A 20,389-nucleotide genomic window follows, 5' to 3' on the forward strand; every position below is an offset into this window, starting at 1 on the left:
ATACTGTGTCTATCGCCACCAGTTACGAGCGATAGCCCTCGAACCCGAAGTGTGAGTCGGTCTGAGACCATCCGCTACCGTTCCTGAAAGTCCGACTAGCATCGACCGTCCTCCTCAATCGACGACTCGTCCGGTATCTTCGTCCTCGAGCGAGAGGAATCGCTCGGGAACGTACGCCAGAACTGAATCGGGCGTCCGATCGATCACCCACTCGGCGATCGAGACGAGCGGCTTTCTGACGACGGCGTAGCCGACCGACACCGCGAGCAAAGCGAGCAAAAGCGTTTGGACGACCCCATCGAAGACGAGTAGTCCGGGGATCGCCAGCACACCTGCGAGCGCGAGATCCTCCGGTGCTCCGTCGTAGCGCACCCACCGTTTGGGCTCGAGCCAGCGACCGTGATAGTGGCTGTACACCGCTCGATCCGAGGTTCCCCGCCACGGTTTCAGCTCGAGACCGCCGCCGAGGAGATCCGTCGACGAGTGGAGGGCCGCGGCGAGGAAGAAGACGGAAAGGCCGACCGTCGTCTCGCTCGGAACCCCTATCGCGAGCGTGCCGGCCGGAAGCGCGAGCGCCCAGTAGTAAACCGGATAGTGGAGCGTCTTTCGGTGGCCTGCGTAAAGATCGAGGTCGGGAAAGAACCCGCCGAAAATCGCCGCGAGAGCGACGACGAGTGCGAATTGGGGTGCAAAGAGCGCGACGGCGGCGGCGAGCACGAGCCCTGCGAAGACGTGGGTCGTGGCCATCATCGGTCGGCGATACGAGCGTCGAGGGCATATGTTCGTCGGGTGAGAAAGCAAGCGTTTCGGATCCTTTGCAAGCCTCGAACGTTTCCCGAATAGCGTCGTAGGTGAGTCGAAAATCTCGCGACCGGCGGGACGCCCGCTTCTATCAAACGATGGCACGAACTCCGACCCGAGCGTTTCACGGCGAACTGACGAACGCCTACCTCTCGTGGATCGCTGTCGCCGTCACAATTCTCATCGGCGTTCGAGCGCTCTACTACGGTTCCGTTCACGAATTACTGTTCGCCGCGACCGTCACGACGATCGCGCTCGTTCCGACGATCGCGCTCGGATCGAAACGCGCCGCACTTCCCTGGGAAGTGATGGTCGTGGCAGTCATCCCGCTGATCGGCGCGGCGTTCGCACCGGATCTCTGGAGTCGTCAGCTGATATTGTACGCCGGCGGGGCGATCCTCGCGCTCGCGCTCACGCTCGAGGTTCACGCGCTCACCGAGGTCCAACTCGAGCGGTGGAGCGCCGTTTCGTTCGTCACGATGTTAGCTGGGGCGACCGCGGCGGCGTGGGCGACGATCACGTGGCTTTACGACCTCGTTTCGGGTGCCGACGTGCTCGCGAGCAACGCGCAGGTGATGTGGTTGCTGATCACCACAACCGTAGCCGGGCTCTTCGCCGGCGTGCTCTTCGATCTGTACTACCGGCGCTTTCCCGGCGAAGAACTCGTGTCGGCACCCATCGACGGGATCGACGAGGAAGTCTTCGCTATCGAGACCGACAGCGACGATCATCCGTCGCTCGAGGAACGCCTTCCCTTCGAAGCGAACACTCAGCGAGGAGCCGTTCACGCGATGCGCGCTGGCTTGGTCGTTATAGCCGCGTACGGACTCGTTACGTTCGATACCGGCGCCGTTTCCAACGGAGTCGGGATGCTCGTAATCACGTTTATTCCGACAATTCTTCGACGACGGTACGAGATCCCGTTCGATTCGGGGCTGGTGCTGTGGATTACGGCAGTCGTCTTCTTGCATGCGGCGGGATCGTTCTACATCTACGATCGCTCGTTCTGGTGGCACAACCTCACCCACCCGCTCTCGGCGACGCTCGTCGGCGGCGTCGGCTACGTTGCGATCCGAACGCTCGACGAACGTCGCGACGACGTTCACGTTCCGGTGAAACTGCTTCCGGGGATCGTCGTTCTCTTCGTCGTCTCGTTCGGCGTCTTCTGGGAGATCGGCGAGTTCGGCTTCGACACCGTCGCCGGGCTTACGGGGCTACAGATGCCCCTCGCCCAGCACGGCCTCGACGACACGATGACCGATCTCGTGTTCAACACGATCGGCGCCACAGTCGTCGCGCTGTGGGGGCTTCCCTACCTTACGGACGTGACGGACGCCGTGACGGATCTCCTCGAGGGATGGTCGGTCCTCGAGCGGGGATGACGGTGGGACAAAAGTCGAATCGATTCGAGTACGATACGGGTCGTTCGAACGACCTCGGCGATCAGTCGTCGCCGGTCGCCGTCGCGCCGCCGCCCGAACTCACGCCGGTTCCGGGCCCGATGTCGATTTCCAGCTCCTCGAGTTTCTCGTCCGGGACGACGCCGTCGACCCAGCCGCGGTGGTCGTAGTACTCGTCTTTCATCTCTTCGAGTTCGCAGAACTCGCCCTCGCTCGCGCCCTGTCCGGCAATTCCGTCCTCGCCCTCGAGGAATCGTGCCGGCAGGGAGTCGTCCGCGCCGTCGAAGCCGGCAAGGTTGTTGTAGTACCGCTCCAAGTTGTAGATCCGTTCGCCGGCCTCGAGCAGGTCGTCTTCGGTGTGCTCGAGTCCGGTCATGCCGTTGTACTGGAGGACGTACTCCTCGATTCCCTCGGCGAAGGCGTTGAACTTGCAGATGTCGAAGCTGTCGGAGATGGCGTGGAGGTCCTGGAAGGCGGCGGTCAGTTCGCCCTTCCCTTCGTACTCGTAGGGATCGACTTTTTCGGGAACGCCGAGGATTTCGGCTGCTGGCGTGTACGCCCGCAGGTGACACGCTCCGCGGTTCGAGGTCGCGTAGGCGATTCCCATCCCTTTCATACACCGCGGATCGTACGCCGCGATGGTCTGGCCCTTGACGGCCAGGGAGTTCTCGTGTGCGTCCTTGCGATCCGCAACGCGACGCGGCCCCTCTGCGAGCAGGTCTGCGAGGTCGTCCTCGCGGGAGGCGATCCGCTCGATCATGTCGATCATCGTTTCGGAGTCGCCCCAGTCGAGGCCCTCCTCGAGTTTCCCCTGCTCGCTCATCTCCATGGCCATCGCCATCATATTGCCCACTTCGATGGTGTCGATGCCCATGTCGTTACAGCGCTCGATCATGAGCGCGATTTCGTCGCGGTCGGTGTGTCCCGAGTTCGGACCGAGCGCGTAGGCCGACTCGTACTCGTAGGACTCGGTCGTGACGTTCATCTCCTCGCCCTTGTGCATCGTCTGGACTTCGACTTCCTTCTTGCAGGCGACCGGACACGAGTGACAAGTCGGCTCGTCGACGAGGATGTTCTCGCGGACGTTCTCGCCGGAGACGCGTTCGGCGTCGAGGTCGACGCCCTCGGCCTCGGTCATGCTCTCCGTGGAGGTGTACACCCCGTTTTTCGTCGGGAGACCGTCCATCTCCTCGGTGATGTTCATCAGGACGTTCGTCCCGTACAGCGAGAGGCCGCCCTCGTTCGGGGCGGTCACGTCGGATTCGGTGATCGCGGCCATCGCCTGCTGGTGGCCCTCCTTGAACGTCTCCTGATCTGCGGGCTGGGGCATCTTGGTCGTCGACTTGACGACGACCGCTTTGAGGTTCTTCGAACCCATGACGCAGCCGGTCCCCCCTCGCCCGGACGCTCGGTCGTCCTCGTTGACGATGCAGGCGTACTTGACCTCGTTCTCGCCGCCCGGACCGATCGCCATGATCGAGAGGTTCTTGCCGTACGCTCCGTCAATCTCCTCCTCGATGGTGTCTCGAGTCTCGTGGACGCCTTTCCCCCAGAGGTGGGAGGCGTCGCGGAGTTCGACCTCACCGTCCTCGATGTAGGCGTAGACCGGTTCGTCGGCCTCGCCTTCGAACAGTAGGCCGTCGAACCCGGCCCATTTGAGCCGAGCGCCCGACCAGCCGCCGTGGTGACTGTCGGTGACGGTTCCGGTCAGCGGTGACTTCGTACAGACCGCGATTCGACCGCTCATCGTCACCTGAGTTCCCGACAGCGGCCCGTTCATGAACGCGAGGAGGTTCTCCGGACCCAGGGGATCGACATCCGGTCCTTGTTCGAAGACGTACTTCACTCCCAGCCCCCGTGCCCCAATATACTTCTTCGCGTCCTCGTCGTCGATCGACTCGTAGCCGACCGACTCCGCTCCGAGGTCGATTCGTGCGACGTTGTCGTGAAAGCCGCCGATATCTGTCATGGTAAATGCTCACTATTATCTTCGTCCTCCGTGGTGTTAGTCCTTCCCGACGACGTGAAACCAAATATGGTTACGTACCATCGATCGGATTATGAAAGATGAATGTAAAATGCCCCCATCTTATCTTCACTCGAGACTAACGAGTGGAGTGGCAAATCCTGCGCGGTCGTAACCGATTGTATGTACGTTTCAACGAACTCCTGTCGGATTACAACAGGAGCGCCACGATCGCGAGGATGATGAAGATCAACACGAAGATGCGTGCGATCTCCATGGAAATCCCGGCGACACCACGAGCACCGACCGCGGCGGCAACGATTGCGAGGACGAAGAAGACGACTGCCCAGTACAGGAAGCCACCGTCACCGATCTGCAGCGGAGTCGTGAGTTCCAGCATAAACCGACCTATCACGACGGCATATATAAACGGCGGCGACCGTCCGGGATCGTTCCAATCGCTAAGTTCAGGCTACAGGGGAGTAAGCCCGGCTTCAACCACTGTCCGTGAGAGACTTCGCAGTCAACCGGCCAGACCGTGTTTACCCGTCCCGAAAAACGCTCGGCAGAATTTCGCCTCGGCGTTCCGGAAGTGCTCGTGAAACGTCGGTCGCGAGACGCTAAGGGACTCGGCAAGTTCTCCGCCCGTTGCGGGCCGCGGCCACTCGAAGTAGCCGCCCAGGTACGCCCGCTGGATCACCGCGAACTACCGTTCGGTTAGCTCTTCTTCGAGGCGGGTCCGATACCATCACCACGCCGGATCGACCACGCGCTCGAGCGCCACAGCCGTCTTCGACGGTGAGTCGAGGTCTCGGTCCGTAGACTCGATGTCGATCGTCTCCTTGGCCCTACCTACGTAGGGATTCACTATGAAGTGTTGTGGTTGGGGGGATCGAAAGGCGAGATCGAGCACCCCGACAATTATAATGGGCCATGCCCTATGGTAGCACATGTCTGCCAAACAAGCCCGTTCCCCCTTCGACCGGCTTCGACAGAAGTTCGAGGACGCCGAGCGGCGCTGTCGCCAGTGCGGATTCGTCGATTCCGACGGCGGATGGCGCGTGCGGACGAGCGGCGACCGCGTTTCCTATCAGCACGTGTGCCCGTCCTGTGACGCCATCGAAACGCGAGAGCTTCGCTTATAAGGGTCGGCTCCGTGATCGTGTCGTGCTATAGATTGTCCCGTAGCATAGGCTCCCGACCGCGAGCGAATGCTACAAAGACGACACGGGATCGCTCGAGACAGCCGTGAATCTCGAGACGTTCGGAGGTCACGCCACGGCTACCGACAACGCGAGCGGCAACGAAGGCGCTTTAGGCGTCCGACCGCTTCCTTCGATTAATGAGTACACCCACGCCCGAAGTCTACGAGCAGGGCAAGGGCATGGACGCCCACAACCAGGTGATGCGGGAGATCCGCTCCGAAAAGGAGGCGAGTTACGACCCGCACGAACCGACTCGCGTCTGGCTCGACGAGGACAACACGCCCGACGGCGTCAAGGAGAGTCTGACGATCATCCTGAACACCGGCGGCTGTCGCTGGGCCCGCGCTGGCGGCTGTACGATGTGTGGCTACGTCGCAGAAAGCGTCGACGGCGGGAGCGTCTCCCACGACGCCCTGTTGGATCAGATCGACGTCTGTCTCTCCCACGAGGCAGAAAACGCGGACGATCCAGCGCCACTCATCAAGATCTACACCTCCGGGTCGTTCCTCGACGAACGCGAGGTCGGCGCCGAAACCCGCCGCGCCATCGCCGAAACCTTCGGCGACCGAGAACGGATCGTCCTCGAGTCCCTGCCGGATTTCGTCGACCGCGAGAAGCTCACGGACTTCACCGACGAGGGGCTCCAGGCCGACATCGCGATCGGCCTCGAGACCGCCACGGATCGGGTTCGCCACGACTGCGTGAACAAGTACTTCGACTTCGCGGATTTCGAGGACGCCTGCGCGACCGCGGCCGAGGTCGAGAACGCGGGGATCAAAGCCTACCTGCTGATGAAACCGCCGTTCCTCAGCGAACCCGAGGCCGTCGAGGACATGATCTCTTCGATCGAGCGCTGTGCCGACGTTCCGGGCTGTCACACCGTCTCGATGAACCCGTGTAACGTCCAACGCTACACCATGGTCGACGAGCTTCACTTCCGCGACGGCTATCGACCGCCGTGGCTCTGGTCGGTCGCACACGTCCTCGAGGAAACCGCAGACGTCGACTCGATCGTCGTCTCCGACCCTGTCGGTCACGGCTCCGACCGCGGCGCCCACAACTGCAAGGAGTGCGACGACCTCGTCCAGAAGGCGATCAAGGACTTCGACCTCCGACAGGATCCCTCGGTCTTCGAGCAGGTCAGTTGCGAGTGCGAGGCGACCTGGGAGGCCGTGATGGACCTCGAGCGCGGCTACAACCAGCCGCTGACGCGATAACGGTTTTTGCGGGCACTTCTCAAGCTGGCACTTCCTTCGGATCCCGTCCCCAATGGCGGTGCTCCGCGATCGCGTCGACGAACGCCTCAAGGAACTCCTCGAGGTCGTCGTTCCGACAGGTGACGACGCCGGCGTCCGACTCGAGGTCGCCGTCGTCGGCGATCTCGGTGTCCGGCAGGTCGACCGCCTCGAACAGTTCCGTTCCCTCGCCGACGGCGGCGATCGGCTTGTAGTGTTTGAACGCCTCGGCGACGAAGTGCTTCGGATCGCCCTGCTGAGCCATTGCGTCGACGCTCTCGCTGCCGCCGGGGACGATGACCGCGTCGAAGGATACCGAGGCCGCCGCGACGTGGTGTTTGTCGGCGTCGACCGTCTCGCCGTCGGTCCCCGACTTCTCGCCGAGGAGTTCCGAGACGATCTTGACGCGGGCACCCTCATCTTCGAGGGCCGATCGGATTTCCGAGACGTGCTCGTCGTCGAAGCCGTCGTCGACCAGCATCGCGATCTTGCGGGTCTCGATCGTGTCCGGGGTTCGGTTTTCCATGCTGAGCGACGGATCCTCCCTGTCGTGGTCCGGCATCTGGTCGCCGGGCGATTCGGGAGGTTCGACCCCGATCCCTTCGGCGACGCGTTTGGCGAACTCGTGGTCGACGTTGTTGAACAGGTCGTAGACCATCCGCTCGCGGATCTCCATGCGATCGACCTTCCCGAGCTCGAAGTGGGCGGCGTCGACGATGTTCTGCTTTTCGGGCTCGGACATGCTGTTCCAGAACAGCCGCGCCTGGTCGAAGTGCTCCTCGAAGCTGTCGCTGCGGTTGCGGATCTTCTGCCCGTCGATCTTCTCGGCGTAGTGTTCGTAGCCGCCTTCCTCCTCGGGGACCTCTTGCGGATCGTCGTCACCGATCGAGTTCGGCTTGTAGGAGGCCTTCCCCTCGTTGATTTCTTGGCGCATGAAGCCGGCGCGCTGGTTATTGTGGCGTTCGGCGACCGGCCGGTTGATCGGGATCTCGTCCCAGTTGGCGCTGTTGAAGCGGTTGAGCTGGGTGTCCTGGTAGGAGAACAGTCGACCCTGTAGGAGCGGGTCGTTCGAGAAGTCGATGCCCGGGACGACGTTCCCGGGGTGGAACGCGACCTGTTCGGTCTCGGCGAAGAAGTTGTCCGGCGTCTCGTTTAAGACCAGCTTGCCGATCGTTCGGACCGGAACCTCGGTCTCGGGGACGATCTTGGTCGGATCGAGGACGTCGAAGTCGAACTCCTCGGCCCGTTCCTCGTCGAAGATCTGGACGCCGAGTTCCCACTCGGGATCGTACCCCTCCTCGATGACGTCGTAGAGTCCCTTCCGGTTGAAATCCGAGTCCTTCCCCCAGAGCTTCGTCGTCTCGTCCCAGACGAGCTGGTGGGTGCCGAGTTTGGGCGTCCAGTGGAACTTGACGAACACCGAATCGCCATCCTCGTTGACCAGCCGGAAGGTGTGAACGCCGAAGCCCTGCATCATTCGGTAGGCTCGAGGGAGGGCCCGTCCCGAGAGGACCCACATGACCATGTGCGTGATCTCGGGCTTGAGGGAGGCAAAATCCCAGAAGGTGTCGTGGGCTGCCGACGCCTGCGGCATTCCGTCGTCGGGCTCGGGTTTGATCGCGTGCACCAGATCGGGGAACTCCATCGCGTCCTGGATGAAAAAGACCGGGATGTTGTTCCCGACGAGGTCCCAGTTGCCCTCTTCTGTGTAGAACTTCGTCGCGAAGCCGCGGACGTCCCGGACGGTGTCGGAGGAGCCTCGAGAGCCGACCACCGTCGAGAATCGGGTGAAGACTGGCGTTTTCTGGTCGGGATCGGTTAGCACCTTCGCCTTCGTCAGCTCCGAAATGTCGTCGTACTCGTCGCCGAGGTCGGGATCCTCGTAGGGCTGGAAGTAGCCGTGGGCTCCCGTTCCGCGAGCGTGGACGACCCGTTCGGGAATCGACTCGTGGTCGAATTGGGTCATCTTCTCCCGGAAGTGGAAATCTTCCATGATCGTCGGCCCGCGCTCGCTCGCCTTGAGCGAGTTGTCGGTGTCGCTGATCTTGACGCCGTGGTCGGAGGTTAGCTGCTCGCCCTCGGAATTTTCGCGGACTTCATCGAGTTGCTCTTGCTTACTCCCCTCGTCGAACTCGCCGGCGTCGTCGCTCGTACCGGCTTGGCTCGAGTCGGACCCAGATCCCGACTCGTCGTCAGTGCCGCCGTCAGTTACTGCGGTTCGGTTCGATTCGTCAGTCGTCGCTTCCTCTCGGCTCTCTGTTGTGTTCGATGGCTCGGTAACAGCGTCCGTCTCGTCGGTCGGGTCGTGCTCTGACATAGATCGTATTTTCCTCGAGATGATCGTCACGGACCGAATAACCTCAACTGCCGATCGATGGACGGTCCGTTCCCTCGCCGTCTAGTGACCCACAACTAGCTGGATAAACGCTATCCACACGCTTGCAAGCCGATGCAAGTGTCGTTCATCGTGTGAGTTTCGTCCGTCCGCACAAGCAGTGTGTTGCCGATAGCGCGTGGACCCGGGGACTCAAGAAGATGAGAAGTAGATACTGACACGACTTCTTTATTCAGACTGATGCCCGACACTGAATCGGAAATTCGGTAACTACGTGTGGGAACTAACTACCGGGGTTCCGACCAGTTGCAGATGATGGTACAGGGCGCAAATTCATCACGGGTTACCCCTGAAATCGGTTCAAATAGAGCCCAAAAGAAGTATCATCGACGCAATGCTTACTATTACCATGGGGGGTCCTATCGAAGAAATCGAGTTCATCGCCAGCTCGAACCACCGGGTCGGGGTACTCGACATACTCGCCGAGGAGGGTTGTGATCGGAGAGACATACAGGCCCGGACTGGTGCCCACGCGTCGACTATTGGACGCGTGCTCGGCGACTTCGAGGAGCGACAATGGATCGAACGGAGCGGGCCGACGTACCAACTCACACTGCTTGGTGAGTTCGTCTCTGAACGGTTCACGGAGTTCCGTGATGCGATGGAGACCGAGGGGAAGCTCCGTGATGTCTGGCAGTGGCTTCCGCGAGAGATGGAAGGATTCTCTGTGGACCTGTTCGCAGACGCCGTCGTCGTCTATCCCGGCCCGGGCTATCCATACGAACCCATCGACCGCGTGATCCAACTGGTTGAGGAGAGCGACTCGATGTGGGGACTCGGGGCCACGATATTCAAAGCGGTTGCCAACGAGGCATTCTGTCGGGCCGCCCTTGACGGCATGGAAATCGAGTACGTGTACGACCCGGCAGTCCTCGCGGCGACGGTCAATTGGAACCCCGACCTGTTCGAGAAGGCAGCTGCCCGAGACCATTGCACCGTCTTCGTCCACGACGACCTTCCCGACAGGACGCGGTGCGGGATCGATGTCTTCGACGACCGGGTCAGTATCTGCTGTCACGATACCGAAACCAGAGCACTGCGTGCGTGGATCGACACCGGCGCACCCGAGGCCCGAGAATGGGCCCTCTCGGTCTTCGAGCAGTACCGTCGGGAGGCGCGACCAGTCGACGAGGACGCATTGGACACTCCGGTCCCTGAACAGTTTATCGCTCCGTAGAGAAACCCACCAACCAGTCTGTCCTGTTTGCACGCCGTGCAATATTTCACTAGGTAGTGTCATTATCACGGCCCTCGTCGGTCCAGATACAGCCAGGTGGACCCAACCATGACCGAATCAGCATCACCCGCCACGGGAGAAGAGATGAAAACAGTCACGTCCGCAGACGGGACCGAGATTGCTTTCGAACGGACGGGAAGCGGGCCACCGCTCGTGCTCGTCCACGGGGGAGTCTGTGATCACAGGTTCTGGGAACTCTCCGACGTTCGATCCGCCTTCGCGGACCACTGCACGGTCTACGCGATGGATTGTCGCGGTGTCGGCGAAAGCGGCGACGCCACCGAGCGAAGCTCGGTTGGCCAGCCGGAAGCGTCCGCTTCTGGCAACGCCGACGAGTACGACTTGGAACGGGAGTTCGAGGACGTGGCTGCGGTCGTCGATGCGATCGACAAGCCTGTAACCCTCCTTGGGCACTCATCGGGGGCGCTCTTATCGCTGGAGGCGGCCCTGCGAACCGATAACCTACACGAACTCATCCTGTACGAACCACCGATTGCGTTCGGCGATCACGAACTCTACTCCGATGAGGTACTCGCTGAAATGGAGCGGCTGCTGAAAGCGGGTGAGAACGAACAGGTACTCGTGCTGTTCCTCCAAGAAATCGCCCAATCCACGCCGGAGGAAATCGACGCGCAACGCTCGGCTTCGGATTGGCCGGACCTCGTGGATGCGGCACACGTCTGGCCCCGCAACTTAGCAGCGGTCGGCGAGTACGAGTTCGATGCAGCTCGGTTCGCCAATATGACGACGCCAACGATGCTGTTGTCCGGCAGCGAGAGCCCCCCGCTCTTGAAAGATGCGACGGCCCCGGTCAACGATGCGCTCCCGAACAGCCGGATCGTTACCTTCGATGGGCACGCTCACGAGGCGATGCTCACCGCGCCAGACCGTTTCATCGAAACGGTACTTGCAGTCATCCGTCAGTAGAACTACCGATCGGCGATCAGTCACCTTACTGCTTGCCCTATATTTATCGCGACTTTCACACTCAACTCTGAATACAGAAACTCACTACCAACTACTGTGAGAAAATCGATCTGCTCGAGACGGCGTGGATCCCAATATCCCGTTGTCCGCTATTAGGCGCTCTCGAGACCCCGAAGAACTCCCTGTCCGTCGGTCCCGCCGACGTCGGGGAGCGTGACGCGTTCGGGGTGGGGCATCAACACCGCGACGGAGTCCCGTTCGCCGAGCACGCCGGCGACGTTGTGCTTCGACCCGTTCGGATTGACTTCCTCGTCGATTTCGCCGTTTTCGTCGCAGTACCGAAAGAGCACGCGATCCTCGGCCTCGAGTTCCTCGAGTCGGTCGTCGTCGATCTCGTAACGGCCCTCGCCGTGGGCGATCGGAATCTCGAGAACCTCGCCCTCGTCGTAGGCCTCGGTCCAGGGGGTATCGTCGCGCTCGACGCGGAGGTAGACGTGCTCGCACTGAAACCGCGCGCTCTCGTTGGTCGTGAACGCGCCGTCGGTGAGCCCCGACTCGCAGCCGACCTGCGCGCCGTTACAGACCCCGAGCACGGGAACGCCGTCGTCTGCGGCCTCGCGGATTTCGTCCATGATCGGCGAGCGAGCCGCCATCGCGCCGGCCCGAAGGTAGTCGCCGTAGGAGAAGCCGCCGGGGAGGACGATACCTGTCGTTTCGGCCGGCAGGCCGTCCTCGTGCCAGACGATCTCGGCGTCGATCTCGAGGTGCTCGAGTGCGCGTTCTGCGTCACGGTCGCAGTTCGAGCCGCCGAATCTGATGATTGAAACAGTCATGTTCGATCTCACTCCCGTTCGGCCACGTCGATGTCGTAGTCGTGGATCGTCGGGTTGGCGAGCAGTCGTTCGGCCATCTCTTCGACCTCCGCTTGGGCGTCGCCCGCGGAATCGGCCTCGAGGTCGATCTCGAAGCGGTCGGCCGAGCGAAGCGCCTCGAGATCGAAGCCCAGACGCTCGAGGGAGCGTTTGGTGGTCTCGGCCTCGGGATCGAGGACGCCGTGTTTGAGACGAACCGTCACCGTGGCGGTGTAGGCAGTCATTACGTAAATCCCCGTAACCGTGCTCAAAAACGCTTTCGGGTTCGGTCTGTGATACACATTCGTGGATACATGGGTCGCTCCTCGGTTGGATGGTCGCCAGGCGAAGCAGGCCGAGGACCTCTGGCCGTACGAAAATCGGAGATTCGTGGTGTCCGCGAAATCGAGTTGCGGTCTATTGGTGTCGACGACTCACGTACGACGACGGCCGGGATCGAGACCTACTCAAGCAGATCCGCCTCAACTCGACACCCGCACGGATACGCGTTGTGATGGGTCGGAACGAGTTGGACGACCGCGGTGACCGGGAGCCCACAGTGGGGACAGTCGGGATGAGATGACAGGGCTTCGCCGGTCACTCGCACGCCCAGATTCGTCACGAGGAGCGACACGCCGCGAACCTCGAGGCGGACCTCGACCGCACTTCCACCCGATTCGATCAATCGGGCGAGCGCTTCGGGATCGAACTCGCTGGCGAGTTGATAGGCATCTCGAGGGATTCCCTGTTTCTCGAGGGTTCGGACGATGTCGACGACCAGGTCGTCCGTCGGCGGGGTCATCGTGCCCAGTCACCCCCGAGCGCGTGAACCACCACTGGTGGCGCGTCATCGACGGCTAGCTGTCGTTGACTTCGATTCGTCTGCCGGACGGGATGTTTAAGCCCGCGGAGAAGTAATCCAATCATGGCAACCATCCGTTACCGGATTGGAAGCCACGTCTCGGGTGCTCTAGACACCCGGGGCATTTCAATACGAACGCCCCCGTGCCGCGGAGTGTGTGGCTTCCATTTGTCGTTACGTCCTGTAGTGTCATATAACTACTGTTTTCGAGGAGGAATAATGTGTCCTCGAGCGGAGTATACATGCAAATGGGACGCTACGTGTTCTATCAAATAGCGATGATTTGAGTGAGTTGTGTTGAATACACAGCGCATGTCTCGCACAGCTCAGATAACGTGGGAACAGCTCCACTCTGTACTGATCGAGCTGTTTCATTCCTCGGCCTCGTTTCTGATTTCGCTCGTGCCTTACCCTAGCGAGCGACTAAACTTGCTCGACCACGAATTTGACGGCATGGTCGACGACACACTCGACAATCTCGACAGGCGTATCCTGCACTTGCTCCAAGTAGACGCCCGCGGGGCCAGCGACACGGCCATCGCCGATGAAACCGACGTTACCGGCACCACAGTCCACAATCGGATTAAGGAACTGGAGGACGAGGACGTCATTCTCGGATACAACCCGGAAATCAATTACGAGCAGGCGGGCTACCCGATGCGCGTCTTGTTCATCTGTTCGACCGACCTCTCCCAACGGTCGGAAATGGCGGAGAAAGCCCTCGATGTACAGGGCGTTGTCAACGTTCGAGAGATGCTGTCCGGCGAGGAGAACTTGCACGTCGAAGTCGTGGCTGAAGGAACGTCTGACGTGAAAGAAAGCACCGAACAATTAGACGCCCTGGGCGTGCGGCTTGTGAGTAGCAATATCCTGGCCGAGGAACATATCCAACCGTGGAACCACTTCCACCAGGAGGTCATCGACGAACCCGACACGCTCTCGGAAAACGAGTCCTCCGAGGAATAGCCGCTCACTAGACGGTAATAATAGTTGGAGATTGCAACCGTATCGGCGTTTCCCCAACGCACCCACCCCATTTTGCTTGGGAAAGTCAACCAATAACCCCTCTTCGCCCAATATTATCAAAAAGATAAAATTATCGGAAAAAAGAGGTTAAGGTGGTCCAGGCCGTTCGATGCATAATGGCATCACTGACTACATCGGAATTAAATCAAACATTCAAACTCTTCACACATCCGCACCGGCGATACGTGCTGTATTACTTGGCAAAGGAATCTGAGGTGGTTAGTATCGACGCTCTTGCGACAGCGATCGTCAGGTGGGACGGGGACCGCACGGGGACTGGCCGAACCACCAATATCAACGAAGTCGTGACTGGCCTTCATCACAACCACCTGCCGAAACTTGCGGATGCTGGCATCATCACGTTCGGTCCAGAGAGGGAATCCATCGAACTGGAAGAATCGGGCCGGTTTGGTTGGTTGATCGACAGAACAGTACATGTCGACGGCTATATGCAAACCGCCGCTGGCGATTGACCGAGAGAATATTTCGTCAATGATCTCCCCGGTCTGCTGGAGACTACGATCAATAGATCGGCACGCCTACTGTTCGGCTGGTTCAACGCAGTTCATTCGAAACAAAGAAAGGTTGCTTACTGACTACATCCTCTGTATCTTGCACGAACTTTCTACCATTACTGGATAGATTGAGCGAGGCCTGCAAGATACAAAGCACATGTCTCACAGGAGGTTGAACCCTGACTGGAACGACTCGACCGGTCAGTAGAGTAAATTCACGTATCGTCACCGCTTGCAACAGGGAGCGTAAACGAGAAGGTCGCGCCCTCGCCCGGTTCAGACTCGACCCAGATGTCGCCGCCGGCAGACTCGCTTCGCGAGCCTGCCGAGCTCGAATTCGCTTCGCTCGCTCGAACGCCGTGGCGTTCGACGATGCGCTTACAGAGCGCGAGGCCGATCCCCGTTCCCGAGTGTTCGTCTTGGGCGTGCAGGCTCTGGAATACTTCGAAGACACGCTCTCTGTCGTCAGGTTCGATGCCGATCCCCTCGTCGGCGACCGAGACGATCACCTCGGAACCGTTCCGGACGGCCGAAATATCCACCTGTGGCGGATCGTCGTCGCTGTACTCGATCGCGTTCGAAAGCAAGTTTTGGAACACCTGGCGTAACTGTCCCGGGTCACCCTCGACACGAGGCAGCGACTCGGCCGTAATTTCGGCGTCGCTCTCTTCGATTTTCTTCTCGAGGTCCTGGCGGACATCCGCGAGAACGGCGTCCAAATCGATCGGCTCGAAGGGATCGCCGCGCCGTTCGACCCGCGAATACTCGAGCAATCCCTCGATCATGTCGTGCATCCGAACGGCACCGTCGACGGCGAAGTCGATGAACTCCTCACCGTCCTCGTCGAGCTCGTCCGCGTAGCGACGCTCGATCAACTGGAGATAGCTCGTGACCATCCGCAGGGGTTCTTGGAGGTCGTGTGAGGCGGCGTAGGCGAACTGTTCGAGACGCTCGTTGGATTTCTCGAGTTGCCGCTCGAAGCGCTTGCGCTCGGTGATATCGGCCAGAGCGCCAGGGAACGACGCTGGAGTCCCGTCGTCGTCGTACTCGACGTGACCGCGCGCAACGACCCAGCGGAGTTCGCCGTCGTCGTCCCACACGCGGTACTCTTCTTCGTATCCCTCCCCCGATTCGATGGCGTCCTCGATACTCCGTTTGACCCGCTCGCGATCGTCGTCGTGGATGGCCGAGATGAACTGGTCGAGCGAGACGCCCTCGGTGGCCGCGTCGGGATCGATTCCGAACGTCTTGGCGGACGACGCACTCGTGACCATCCGGTCATCGGGAATATGCCACTCCCAGGTCCCGACAGCGCCGGCTTCGGCTGCCACCTCCAGTCGCTCTTTTGCATCCTCGAGATAGCGCTCGCGTTCGACCCGCTCGGTGACGTCGTTCGCCGCTCCTAACCATCGAGTGATTTCGCCATCCTCATCCAAGAGCGGTGTGGCACGCGAGATAATCCAGGCCACTGTGCCGTCTTCGCGAACGACTCGGTGTTCCAGCTCGAAGCTGCTTTTCGTGCGAATGGCTTCGTCAATGGCGTCCTGAACTCGCGGCTGGTCTTCGGGAGGGACGTATTGTTCAACCCATGACGAGCGGTGCTCATCGGTGTCTGAAAGGAAATCTGCCCCCTCTAAATTGTGCATCTCACTCCAATCCGCATTCGTACTGAACACCACGTCCGACGTGGTTGTGACCAACGCGCGAAATCGTTCTTCGCTCTCGCGCAGCTGTTCGTAGGCCTCTCGCTTTGCCTGTCGTAGCAACTCCTGTCCGCGCAGTACGATGTCCGATGCGAGCTGTGAATCCGCCGCGTCTGGATCCCGTAGCAGCTCCTGCTCGCCCTCTGCCTGGAGTTCCTGGACGATCGGAGTGATATCCTCGACGCTGTGGACGATGTAGTCGAGGTCGCCAGCCGTGTCGAACACCGGCGAATTGATCGGATTCCACCAGCGCTCCTCGAACTCGTCGCTGTCGGACTCGCGATCAGGAATCGGATAGTGCGTCACCGGCATGGTGTCTGCTTGCCCGGTATCCGCTACTCTCTCGAGCGATTCGCGCAGGTTTCCGGCACCCTCGGCCGGATCGTCGGGGTTGTTCGGGAAGATTTCGAACAACGTCTTTCCCATAATCTCCGCCCGATCGGTCATCGTCGCGTCCAGATACGCATCGCTCACGGCCACGATTTCGTAGTCCTCGGGTTGTACGATGAGATAGTTGCCGGGTACGTTCTCGAACAGTCGACGAAAGGTCGCTTCGGTGGCCTCCGTTTCCGCCTGTTTGCGGTCGCCAATTTCGCGAACGATTCCGAGTGTTCCTTGCTCGATATCGCCCACCTCGAGTACGTTCACCCGCACTTCGCAGCGAATCTGTTCCCCCTCGGCGGTCTCCATGGTGAGATCGAGTAACTCGCTTTGGTCGGCGGCGTTCGATCGAAGACGGTCGATTTCATGTTCGATCGTCGCACTGTCGCCACCGAAGAGCACGGACACGTGCTCGCCGAGCAGTTCCTCACGTGTGTATCCGGACATCTCGACGATAGCGTCGTTGACCGAGACGAGGCGGCCTTCGGCGTCGAGTCGATAGATCCCATCGTCGATCGTCTCGACGAGGGTGCGATAGTGCTGGAGGGCCTCGGTATCGTCCGTTTCTCCCCAGAACGCCTTTTCGGAGGCCCCGGCCCGTTCACCCATACACACGTTGAGTCCCTCAGATCGGATAAGTACCTTGCCTAGACCGCTCCTTGTATCGCATTCACGACGACTGCTATACCGGCCGTTCGACCGCTTCGAGTACTCTCGTATCGATCGCCTCCGTAATCCGATCCGCGCTCCGTCGCGCTCCCGCGATGTTGCCCGCGAGCGCGCCGACCGTTCCCGCCGCGAGCGCTCCGGAGACGAAAAGCGGTGATTCCGTCCCGTCAGTTCGCCGCCAGGCGAGGGTTTCGTCCTCGAGGACGGGCATTCTCCGATAGCCACGCTCGAGGTCCAGATCGTCGGCGACCCGATTTACGAACGGGTGTTCGTAGACCGGCTCGAAGCCGGTCGCGAGCACGACCCGGTCCGCCGAGAGACAGCCGCTGTCCTCGAGCAGGAGCCGAACCCGCTCTTCACTGGCTGACGACGAGGCGCTTTCGACGTATCTCGCGGAGTCGATCCCGTCCCGACGGACCGTAAGGTCGCCGGTCTCGACCAGATCCTCGAGTCGCTCGTGGAGATACGGCGGCATCGTCGAATCGTTTCTGACCGACCGGACGGTTTCGTAGCGCGCTCGAGAACCCGGCGGGTGACAGTGCAGGTTGGTTTCGACGTGCTCCCAGTTGATCCACCGCGGATCGGCTTCGGTGACGGCCCGTTCGAACGGATGGCGAGCGAGCATCGTAACCGACTCGCCGGAGTTCGCCGAACCCGTCCCCGCTCGATCGGACCCGCGCTCGGCGAGGCAGGTCGCGAGCTGGCCCGCGGTGATTCCGCCGCCGACGATCGCCGTTTCTCCGACCCGCCGTTCGGGGTCGAACTCGTCGCTCCAGACGTGGGTCACGCCGGGCACGCCGTCGGCCCAGTCGGGGGTTCGGTAGCGGCCGCCGTGACCGATCGCCAGCACGCAAGTTCGCGTGCGAAGGGTGCCCTCGTCGGTCTCGAGAACTAGCGGTTCCGACCGCTCGTCACCGTTCCCCGACCCGGATCGAATCCGTTCGACCGACGCTCGCCTGTGCACCGACTCGAGGTCGTTGCCGTCGATCACGTAGTCGGCGTAATCGAGAAAGAGCGCGAGCGAGGGCCGGCGCGGATACCCCGGCGTCGGCCGGAGTTCGCTCTCGCGACCCCGCGATTCGGCGAAGCTCTCGAGGCCGAACGGTTCGGTGCCGACGTGGTGGACGAACGTCGAGCGAAGTTCCTCCATGTCGCAGGCCGCCGCCTTCCGGCGGAACGACTCGAGGAGTCGCTCGTGCGGGTCGACGATGGCGATCTCCTCGCGATCGAGGGACGTCTCCTCGAGGAGTCGCTGGACGAGGTACGTTCCGTGGATTCCGCCGCCGACGATGACACACTCGAGCATTCAGGACCACCTACGCCAGGTTGTTATTTCACTCCTTTGGTTTAATAAACATGGCTGGTGTAGGGAGGTGCTTTAATAATAGTCACACGACGAGTGCTCCGACCCAGGCGATGCACAACGCGAATCCGATCGCCGCGGCCGCCTGTCGGGCCAGCATTTTTAGCACGAACCGGGTCGAAACTTCTCGAGCGACGGTGATGGCGGTGACGAGACATGGAAAGAGAACGCCGGCGAGATAGACGGCGACGAGCACCTGCACCGGCGAGAGGGTGGCCACGCCGGCGGTGTCCGCGGTGAGCAACGCCACGCCATCCTTGCGAATCGACGCGAGGACGACCGGTAGGGCGGCGTCGGCCGGCAGAGTGAACGCGGCCATCGCGGGCTCGAGACCGCTTCCCAGGCGCTCGAGCGCCCCGAGGTAGTCGAGGAGGGCGGCGACCACGCAGATGCCCGCGAAGACGGGGAGTGCGGTGGTGAGGAAACTCGAGAGCGACGTCCGGGCTTCCCGCCAGATCGCTCGCGTGCGAGGCCGCTGAAGGAACGTTCGGCGATCGACGGCGAGGCTGGTCATCCGTGCGGCTTCCGGTGCGATGAGGCGAACGTAGACGAGCGTGGTCGCGACGAGGATCGCGAGGTAGGGGCCGACGAGCCAGGGCATTCCGATGGCGGCGAAAACCGCCAGCGTGGCCGGGAACTGGTAGGAGCAAGCCGAGCCGAACGAGATCGCCGAGATGGTGGTACAGCGGGTGCAGGACGAACAGCTCCGGGTGCTCGTGACCGCGGGGACGTTACAGCCAAAGCCCATGACGACGCGAACGAGGTCCCGACCCGTGAGCCCGACGCGGCACATTGTCGGGTGGAGCGCGGTCGTGATCCTGGTGACGAGCCCGCTGGCCTTGTAGACGCCCATGAACAGCGCGAAGATGAGCATCGTCGGAAGCGCCCAGACGAACAGGAACGGCCCCATGGCGAGCAGTCCGTAGTCTCCACCCAGCACGGCCGCGAGCGGGCCGGGGAGCGATCCCGTCCACGCGACGGCCGGCTCGAGGAACCCGCCGACGATCGGGTCGGCCTCCTCGGCGATCGTGTTCGCGAAGAGGACGGCCGCGAGCGCGGGCAACAGCAGCGCCAGACAGCTAACTACGGGCCCGACGTACGGCCGTTCGAACACCCGCTTCGGCGGCTCGATTTGCCAGCCGACGCGGGTTTCGGCCCCGCCCGGAAACTCGCGGCCATTGGGAAGTACCTCGAAGAGGTCGCGGCCGTCCGCGGCACGAGCAGCGGTTGGCCCGGTACCGTTCGCATCTCCCCCATCGGCTGCCACGCGATCCGTATTCCGGGCGTCGACGGGAACGACGGGAACGTCGAGGTCGGCCTCGAGATCGGCGATCGCACCCCATGCGCGACCAGTGTCGATCGCTGTCGATTCCCTGTCGTCTCCCCCGATCACCCCGCCCTCGTCCCGGATCGCCGCGGCCTCACCGTCTTCGACCCTGTCCCAGAACGTGACGACGACGGAGCCCACTCGCCCCTGTACGATGGGTAGGAGGTCCGTGAGGTCCCGATCGATATCGGTGGCCGGGACGACGAGGACGACGCCGTCCGCGTCCTCGAGCTCCGAAAGCGCTGTTCGCGTCGTTTCGGTGTCCGCCTCGAGCGTGAGCCCGGGCGTATCGACGATTTCGAGGCCGTTCATTTGGTACACTTCGCTCGAGACCGTCGAGCCGGCGATGGATTCGTCGGTTGGGGCCGTCCCCGACAGCGCGTCGGCGAGCGCGGACTTGCCGACGCTTTCTTTCCCGATCAGGACGACGGTCTCCGTTCGCTTTTCGGACGAGTGCTCCCGGTGATCGTCGGGACCTACCATTTCGTCGGTGAGGGCTTTTTCGTTCGTCCGTCTCCAGCTCGAC

17 protein-coding genes and 1 pseudogene are annotated in these 20,389 nt (G+C 61.5%); 7 read left to right on the top strand and 11 right to left on the bottom strand.

Going from position 1 to position 20,389, the window contains the following annotated elements; genetic code table 11:
• Positions 1–114: 114 nt before the first annotated feature.
• Entirely contained in the window at positions 115–750 is a 636-nt protein-coding gene (locus ACZ5C7_RS10565; RefSeq protein WP_464376270.1) for a metal-dependent hydrolase, read from the bottom strand.
• Positions 751–851: 101 nt separating this feature from the next.
• Here ACZ5C7_RS10565 and ACZ5C7_RS10570 point away from each other — a divergent pair, with 101 nt between their 5' ends.
• Entirely contained in the window at positions 852–2,183 is a 1,332-nt protein-coding gene (locus ACZ5C7_RS10570; RefSeq protein WP_464376271.1) for a DUF2238 domain-containing protein, read from the top strand.
• Positions 2,184–2,244: 61 nt separating this feature from the next.
• Here ACZ5C7_RS10570 and ACZ5C7_RS10575 read toward each other — a convergent pair whose 3' ends face one another.
• The 3 genes and pseudogenes from ACZ5C7_RS10575 to ACZ5C7_RS10585 form a co-directional block, all read right to left on the bottom strand.
• Complete coding sequence (locus tag ACZ5C7_RS10575; protein ID WP_464376272.1) at positions 2,245–4,170, bottom strand: aldehyde ferredoxin oxidoreductase family protein; 1,926 nt, start codon at positions 4,168–4,170, stop codon at positions 2,245–2,247.
• A 208-nt stretch (positions 4,171–4,378) separates the two neighbouring features.
• A complete protein-coding gene (locus ACZ5C7_RS10580; RefSeq protein ID WP_464376273.1) occupies positions 4,379–4,567 on the bottom strand; it encodes a DUF1328 family protein in 189 nt (62 codons plus the stop codon).
• A 123-nt stretch (positions 4,568–4,690) separates the two neighbouring features.
• Positions 4,691–4,912: pseudogene (locus tag ACZ5C7_RS10585) on the bottom strand (helix-turn-helix domain-containing protein); the annotation flags it as partial.
• Positions 4,913–5,117: 205 nt separating this feature from the next.
• Between ACZ5C7_RS10585 and ACZ5C7_RS10590 the strand changes: the two are divergent.
• Both ACZ5C7_RS10590 and ACZ5C7_RS10595 read left to right on the top strand, forming a co-directional pair.
• Positions 5,118–5,312, top strand: a complete 195-nt coding sequence (locus ACZ5C7_RS10590; protein ID WP_464376274.1) for an HVO_0649 family zinc finger protein — start codon at positions 5,118–5,120, stop codon at positions 5,310–5,312.
• 197 nt (positions 5,313–5,509) lie between these two features.
• Positions 5,510–6,589, top strand: coding sequence for an archaeosine biosynthesis radical SAM protein RaSEA (locus tag ACZ5C7_RS10595; RefSeq protein ID WP_464376275.1), 1,080 nt, complete (start codon positions 5,510–5,512; stop codon positions 6,587–6,589).
• Positions 6,590–6,608: 19 nt separating this feature from the next.
• Here ACZ5C7_RS10595 and ACZ5C7_RS10600 read toward each other — a convergent pair whose 3' ends face one another.
• Positions 6,609–8,924 (bottom strand): catalase, encoded by a 2,316-nt coding sequence (locus tag ACZ5C7_RS10600; RefSeq protein ID WP_464376276.1) that lies wholly within the window; start codon positions 8,922–8,924, stop codon positions 6,609–6,611.
• A gap of 427 nt (positions 8,925–9,351) precedes the next feature.
• Here ACZ5C7_RS10600 and ACZ5C7_RS10605 point away from each other — a divergent pair, with 427 nt between their 5' ends.
• Complete coding sequence (locus ACZ5C7_RS10605; RefSeq protein WP_464376277.1) at positions 9,352–10,179, top strand: helix-turn-helix transcriptional regulator; 828 nt, start codon at positions 9,352–9,354, stop codon at positions 10,177–10,179.
• Between the two features lie 108 nt (positions 10,180–10,287).
• The gene (locus ACZ5C7_RS10610; protein WP_464376278.1) at positions 10,288–11,166 is read left to right on the top strand and encodes an alpha/beta fold hydrolase; all 879 of its coding nucleotides are present in this window, start codon (positions 10,288–10,290) and stop codon (positions 11,164–11,166) included.
• Between the two features lie 152 nt (positions 11,167–11,318).
• On the opposite strand, the gene purQ is transcribed toward ACZ5C7_RS10610, so the two are convergent.
• The 3 genes from purQ to ACZ5C7_RS10625 form a co-directional block, all read right to left on the bottom strand.
• Positions 11,319–11,999: a phosphoribosylformylglycinamidine synthase I gene (purQ, locus tag ACZ5C7_RS10615; protein WP_464376279.1), complete on the bottom strand. Its 681-nt coding sequence runs from the start codon at positions 11,997–11,999 to the stop codon at positions 11,319–11,321.
• Between the two features lie 8 nt (positions 12,000–12,007).
• Positions 12,008–12,262: a phosphoribosylformylglycinamidine synthase subunit PurS gene (gene purS / locus ACZ5C7_RS10620; protein WP_464376280.1), complete on the bottom strand. Its 255-nt coding sequence runs from the start codon at positions 12,260–12,262 to the stop codon at positions 12,008–12,010.
• A gap of 218 nt (positions 12,263–12,480) precedes the next feature.
• Complete coding sequence (locus ACZ5C7_RS10625) at positions 12,481–12,819, bottom strand: hypothetical protein (RefSeq protein WP_464376281.1); 339 nt, start codon at positions 12,817–12,819, stop codon at positions 12,481–12,483.
• Between the two features lie 513 nt (positions 12,820–13,332).
• Between ACZ5C7_RS10625 and ACZ5C7_RS10630 the strand changes: the two genes are divergently transcribed.
• Together ACZ5C7_RS10630 and ACZ5C7_RS10635 are read left to right on the top strand one after the other, a co-directional pair.
• A complete protein-coding gene (locus ACZ5C7_RS10630; RefSeq protein ID WP_464376282.1) occupies positions 13,333–13,845 on the top strand; it encodes an Lrp/AsnC family transcriptional regulator in 513 nt (170 codons plus the stop codon).
• Between the two features lie 176 nt (positions 13,846–14,021).
• Positions 14,022–14,378: a DUF7344 domain-containing protein gene (locus tag ACZ5C7_RS10635; RefSeq protein ID WP_464376283.1), complete on the top strand. Its 357-nt coding sequence runs from the start codon at positions 14,022–14,024 to the stop codon at positions 14,376–14,378.
• Positions 14,379–14,635: 257 nt separating this feature from the next.
• On the opposite strand, the gene ACZ5C7_RS10640 is transcribed toward ACZ5C7_RS10635, so the two are convergent.
• From ACZ5C7_RS10640 to ACZ5C7_RS10650, 3 genes are all read right to left on the bottom strand, one after another.
• The gene (locus tag ACZ5C7_RS10640) at positions 14,636–17,113 is read right to left on the bottom strand and encodes a PAS domain-containing sensor histidine kinase (protein ID WP_464376284.1); all 2,478 of its coding nucleotides are present in this window, start codon (positions 17,111–17,113) and stop codon (positions 14,636–14,638) included.
• Between the two features lie 73 nt (positions 17,114–17,186).
• Positions 17,187–18,479, bottom strand: coding sequence for an FAD/NAD(P)-binding protein (locus tag ACZ5C7_RS10645; protein ID WP_464376285.1), 1,293 nt, complete (start codon positions 18,477–18,479; stop codon positions 17,187–17,189).
• Positions 18,480–18,561: 82 nt separating this feature from the next.
• Positions 18,562–20,346, bottom strand: a complete 1,785-nt coding sequence (locus ACZ5C7_RS10650; RefSeq protein WP_464376286.1) for a nucleoside recognition domain-containing protein — start codon at positions 20,344–20,346, stop codon at positions 18,562–18,564.
• Positions 20,347–20,389: the final 43 nt, after the last annotated feature.

Source organism: Halostagnicola alkaliphila, assembly GCF_055379965.1.

What these genes read in the sequence shown, in the direction of transcription:
- ACZ5C7_RS10565 (WP_464376270.1), bottom strand. Translation starts at nt 750, where the DNA reads ATGATGGCCACGACCCACGTCTTCGCAGGGCTCGTGCTCGCCGCCGCC.
- ACZ5C7_RS10575 (WP_464376272.1), bottom strand. Translation starts at nt 4,170, where the DNA reads ATGACAGATATCGGCGGCTTTCACGACAACGTCGCACGAATCGACCTC.
- ACZ5C7_RS10580 (WP_464376273.1), bottom strand. Translation starts at nt 4,567, where the DNA reads ATGCTGGAACTCACGACTCCGCTGCAGATCGGTGACGGTGGCTTCCTG.
- ACZ5C7_RS10590 (WP_464376274.1), top strand. Translation starts at nt 5,118, where the DNA reads ATGTCTGCCAAACAAGCCCGTTCCCCCTTCGACCGGCTTCGACAGAAG.
- ACZ5C7_RS10595 (WP_464376275.1), top strand. Translation starts at nt 5,510, where the DNA reads ATGAGTACACCCACGCCCGAAGTCTACGAGCAGGGCAAGGGCATGGAC.
- ACZ5C7_RS10600 (WP_464376276.1), bottom strand. Translation starts at nt 8,924, where the DNA reads ATGTCAGAGCACGACCCGACCGACGAGACGGACGCTGTTACCGAGCCA.
- ACZ5C7_RS10605 (WP_464376277.1), top strand. Translation starts at nt 9,352, where the DNA reads ATGGGGGGTCCTATCGAAGAAATCGAGTTCATCGCCAGCTCGAACCAC.
- ACZ5C7_RS10610 (WP_464376278.1), top strand. Translation starts at nt 10,288, where the DNA reads ATGACCGAATCAGCATCACCCGCCACGGGAGAAGAGATGAAAACAGTC.
- purQ (WP_464376279.1), bottom strand. Translation starts at nt 11,999, where the DNA reads ATGACTGTTTCAATCATCAGATTCGGCGGCTCGAACTGCGACCGTGAC.
- purS (WP_464376280.1), bottom strand. Translation starts at nt 12,262, where the DNA reads ATGACTGCCTACACCGCCACGGTGACGGTTCGTCTCAAACACGGCGTC.
- ACZ5C7_RS10625 (WP_464376281.1), bottom strand. Translation starts at nt 12,819, where the DNA reads ATGACCCCGCCGACGGACGACCTGGTCGTCGACATCGTCCGAACCCTC.
- ACZ5C7_RS10630 (WP_464376282.1), top strand. Translation starts at nt 13,333, where the DNA reads ATGGTCGACGACACACTCGACAATCTCGACAGGCGTATCCTGCACTTG.
- ACZ5C7_RS10635 (WP_464376283.1), top strand. Translation starts at nt 14,022, where the DNA reads ATGGCATCACTGACTACATCGGAATTAAATCAAACATTCAAACTCTTC.
- ACZ5C7_RS10640 (WP_464376284.1), bottom strand. Translation starts at nt 17,113, where the DNA reads ATGGGTGAACGGGCCGGGGCCTCCGAAAAGGCGTTCTGGGGAGAAACG.
- ACZ5C7_RS10645 (WP_464376285.1), bottom strand. Translation starts at nt 18,479, where the DNA reads ATGCTCGAGTGTGTCATCGTCGGCGGCGGAATCCACGGAACGTACCTC.
- ACZ5C7_RS10650 (WP_464376286.1), bottom strand. Translation starts at nt 20,346, where the DNA reads ATGGTAGGTCCCGACGATCACCGGGAGCACTCGTCCGAAAAGCGAACG.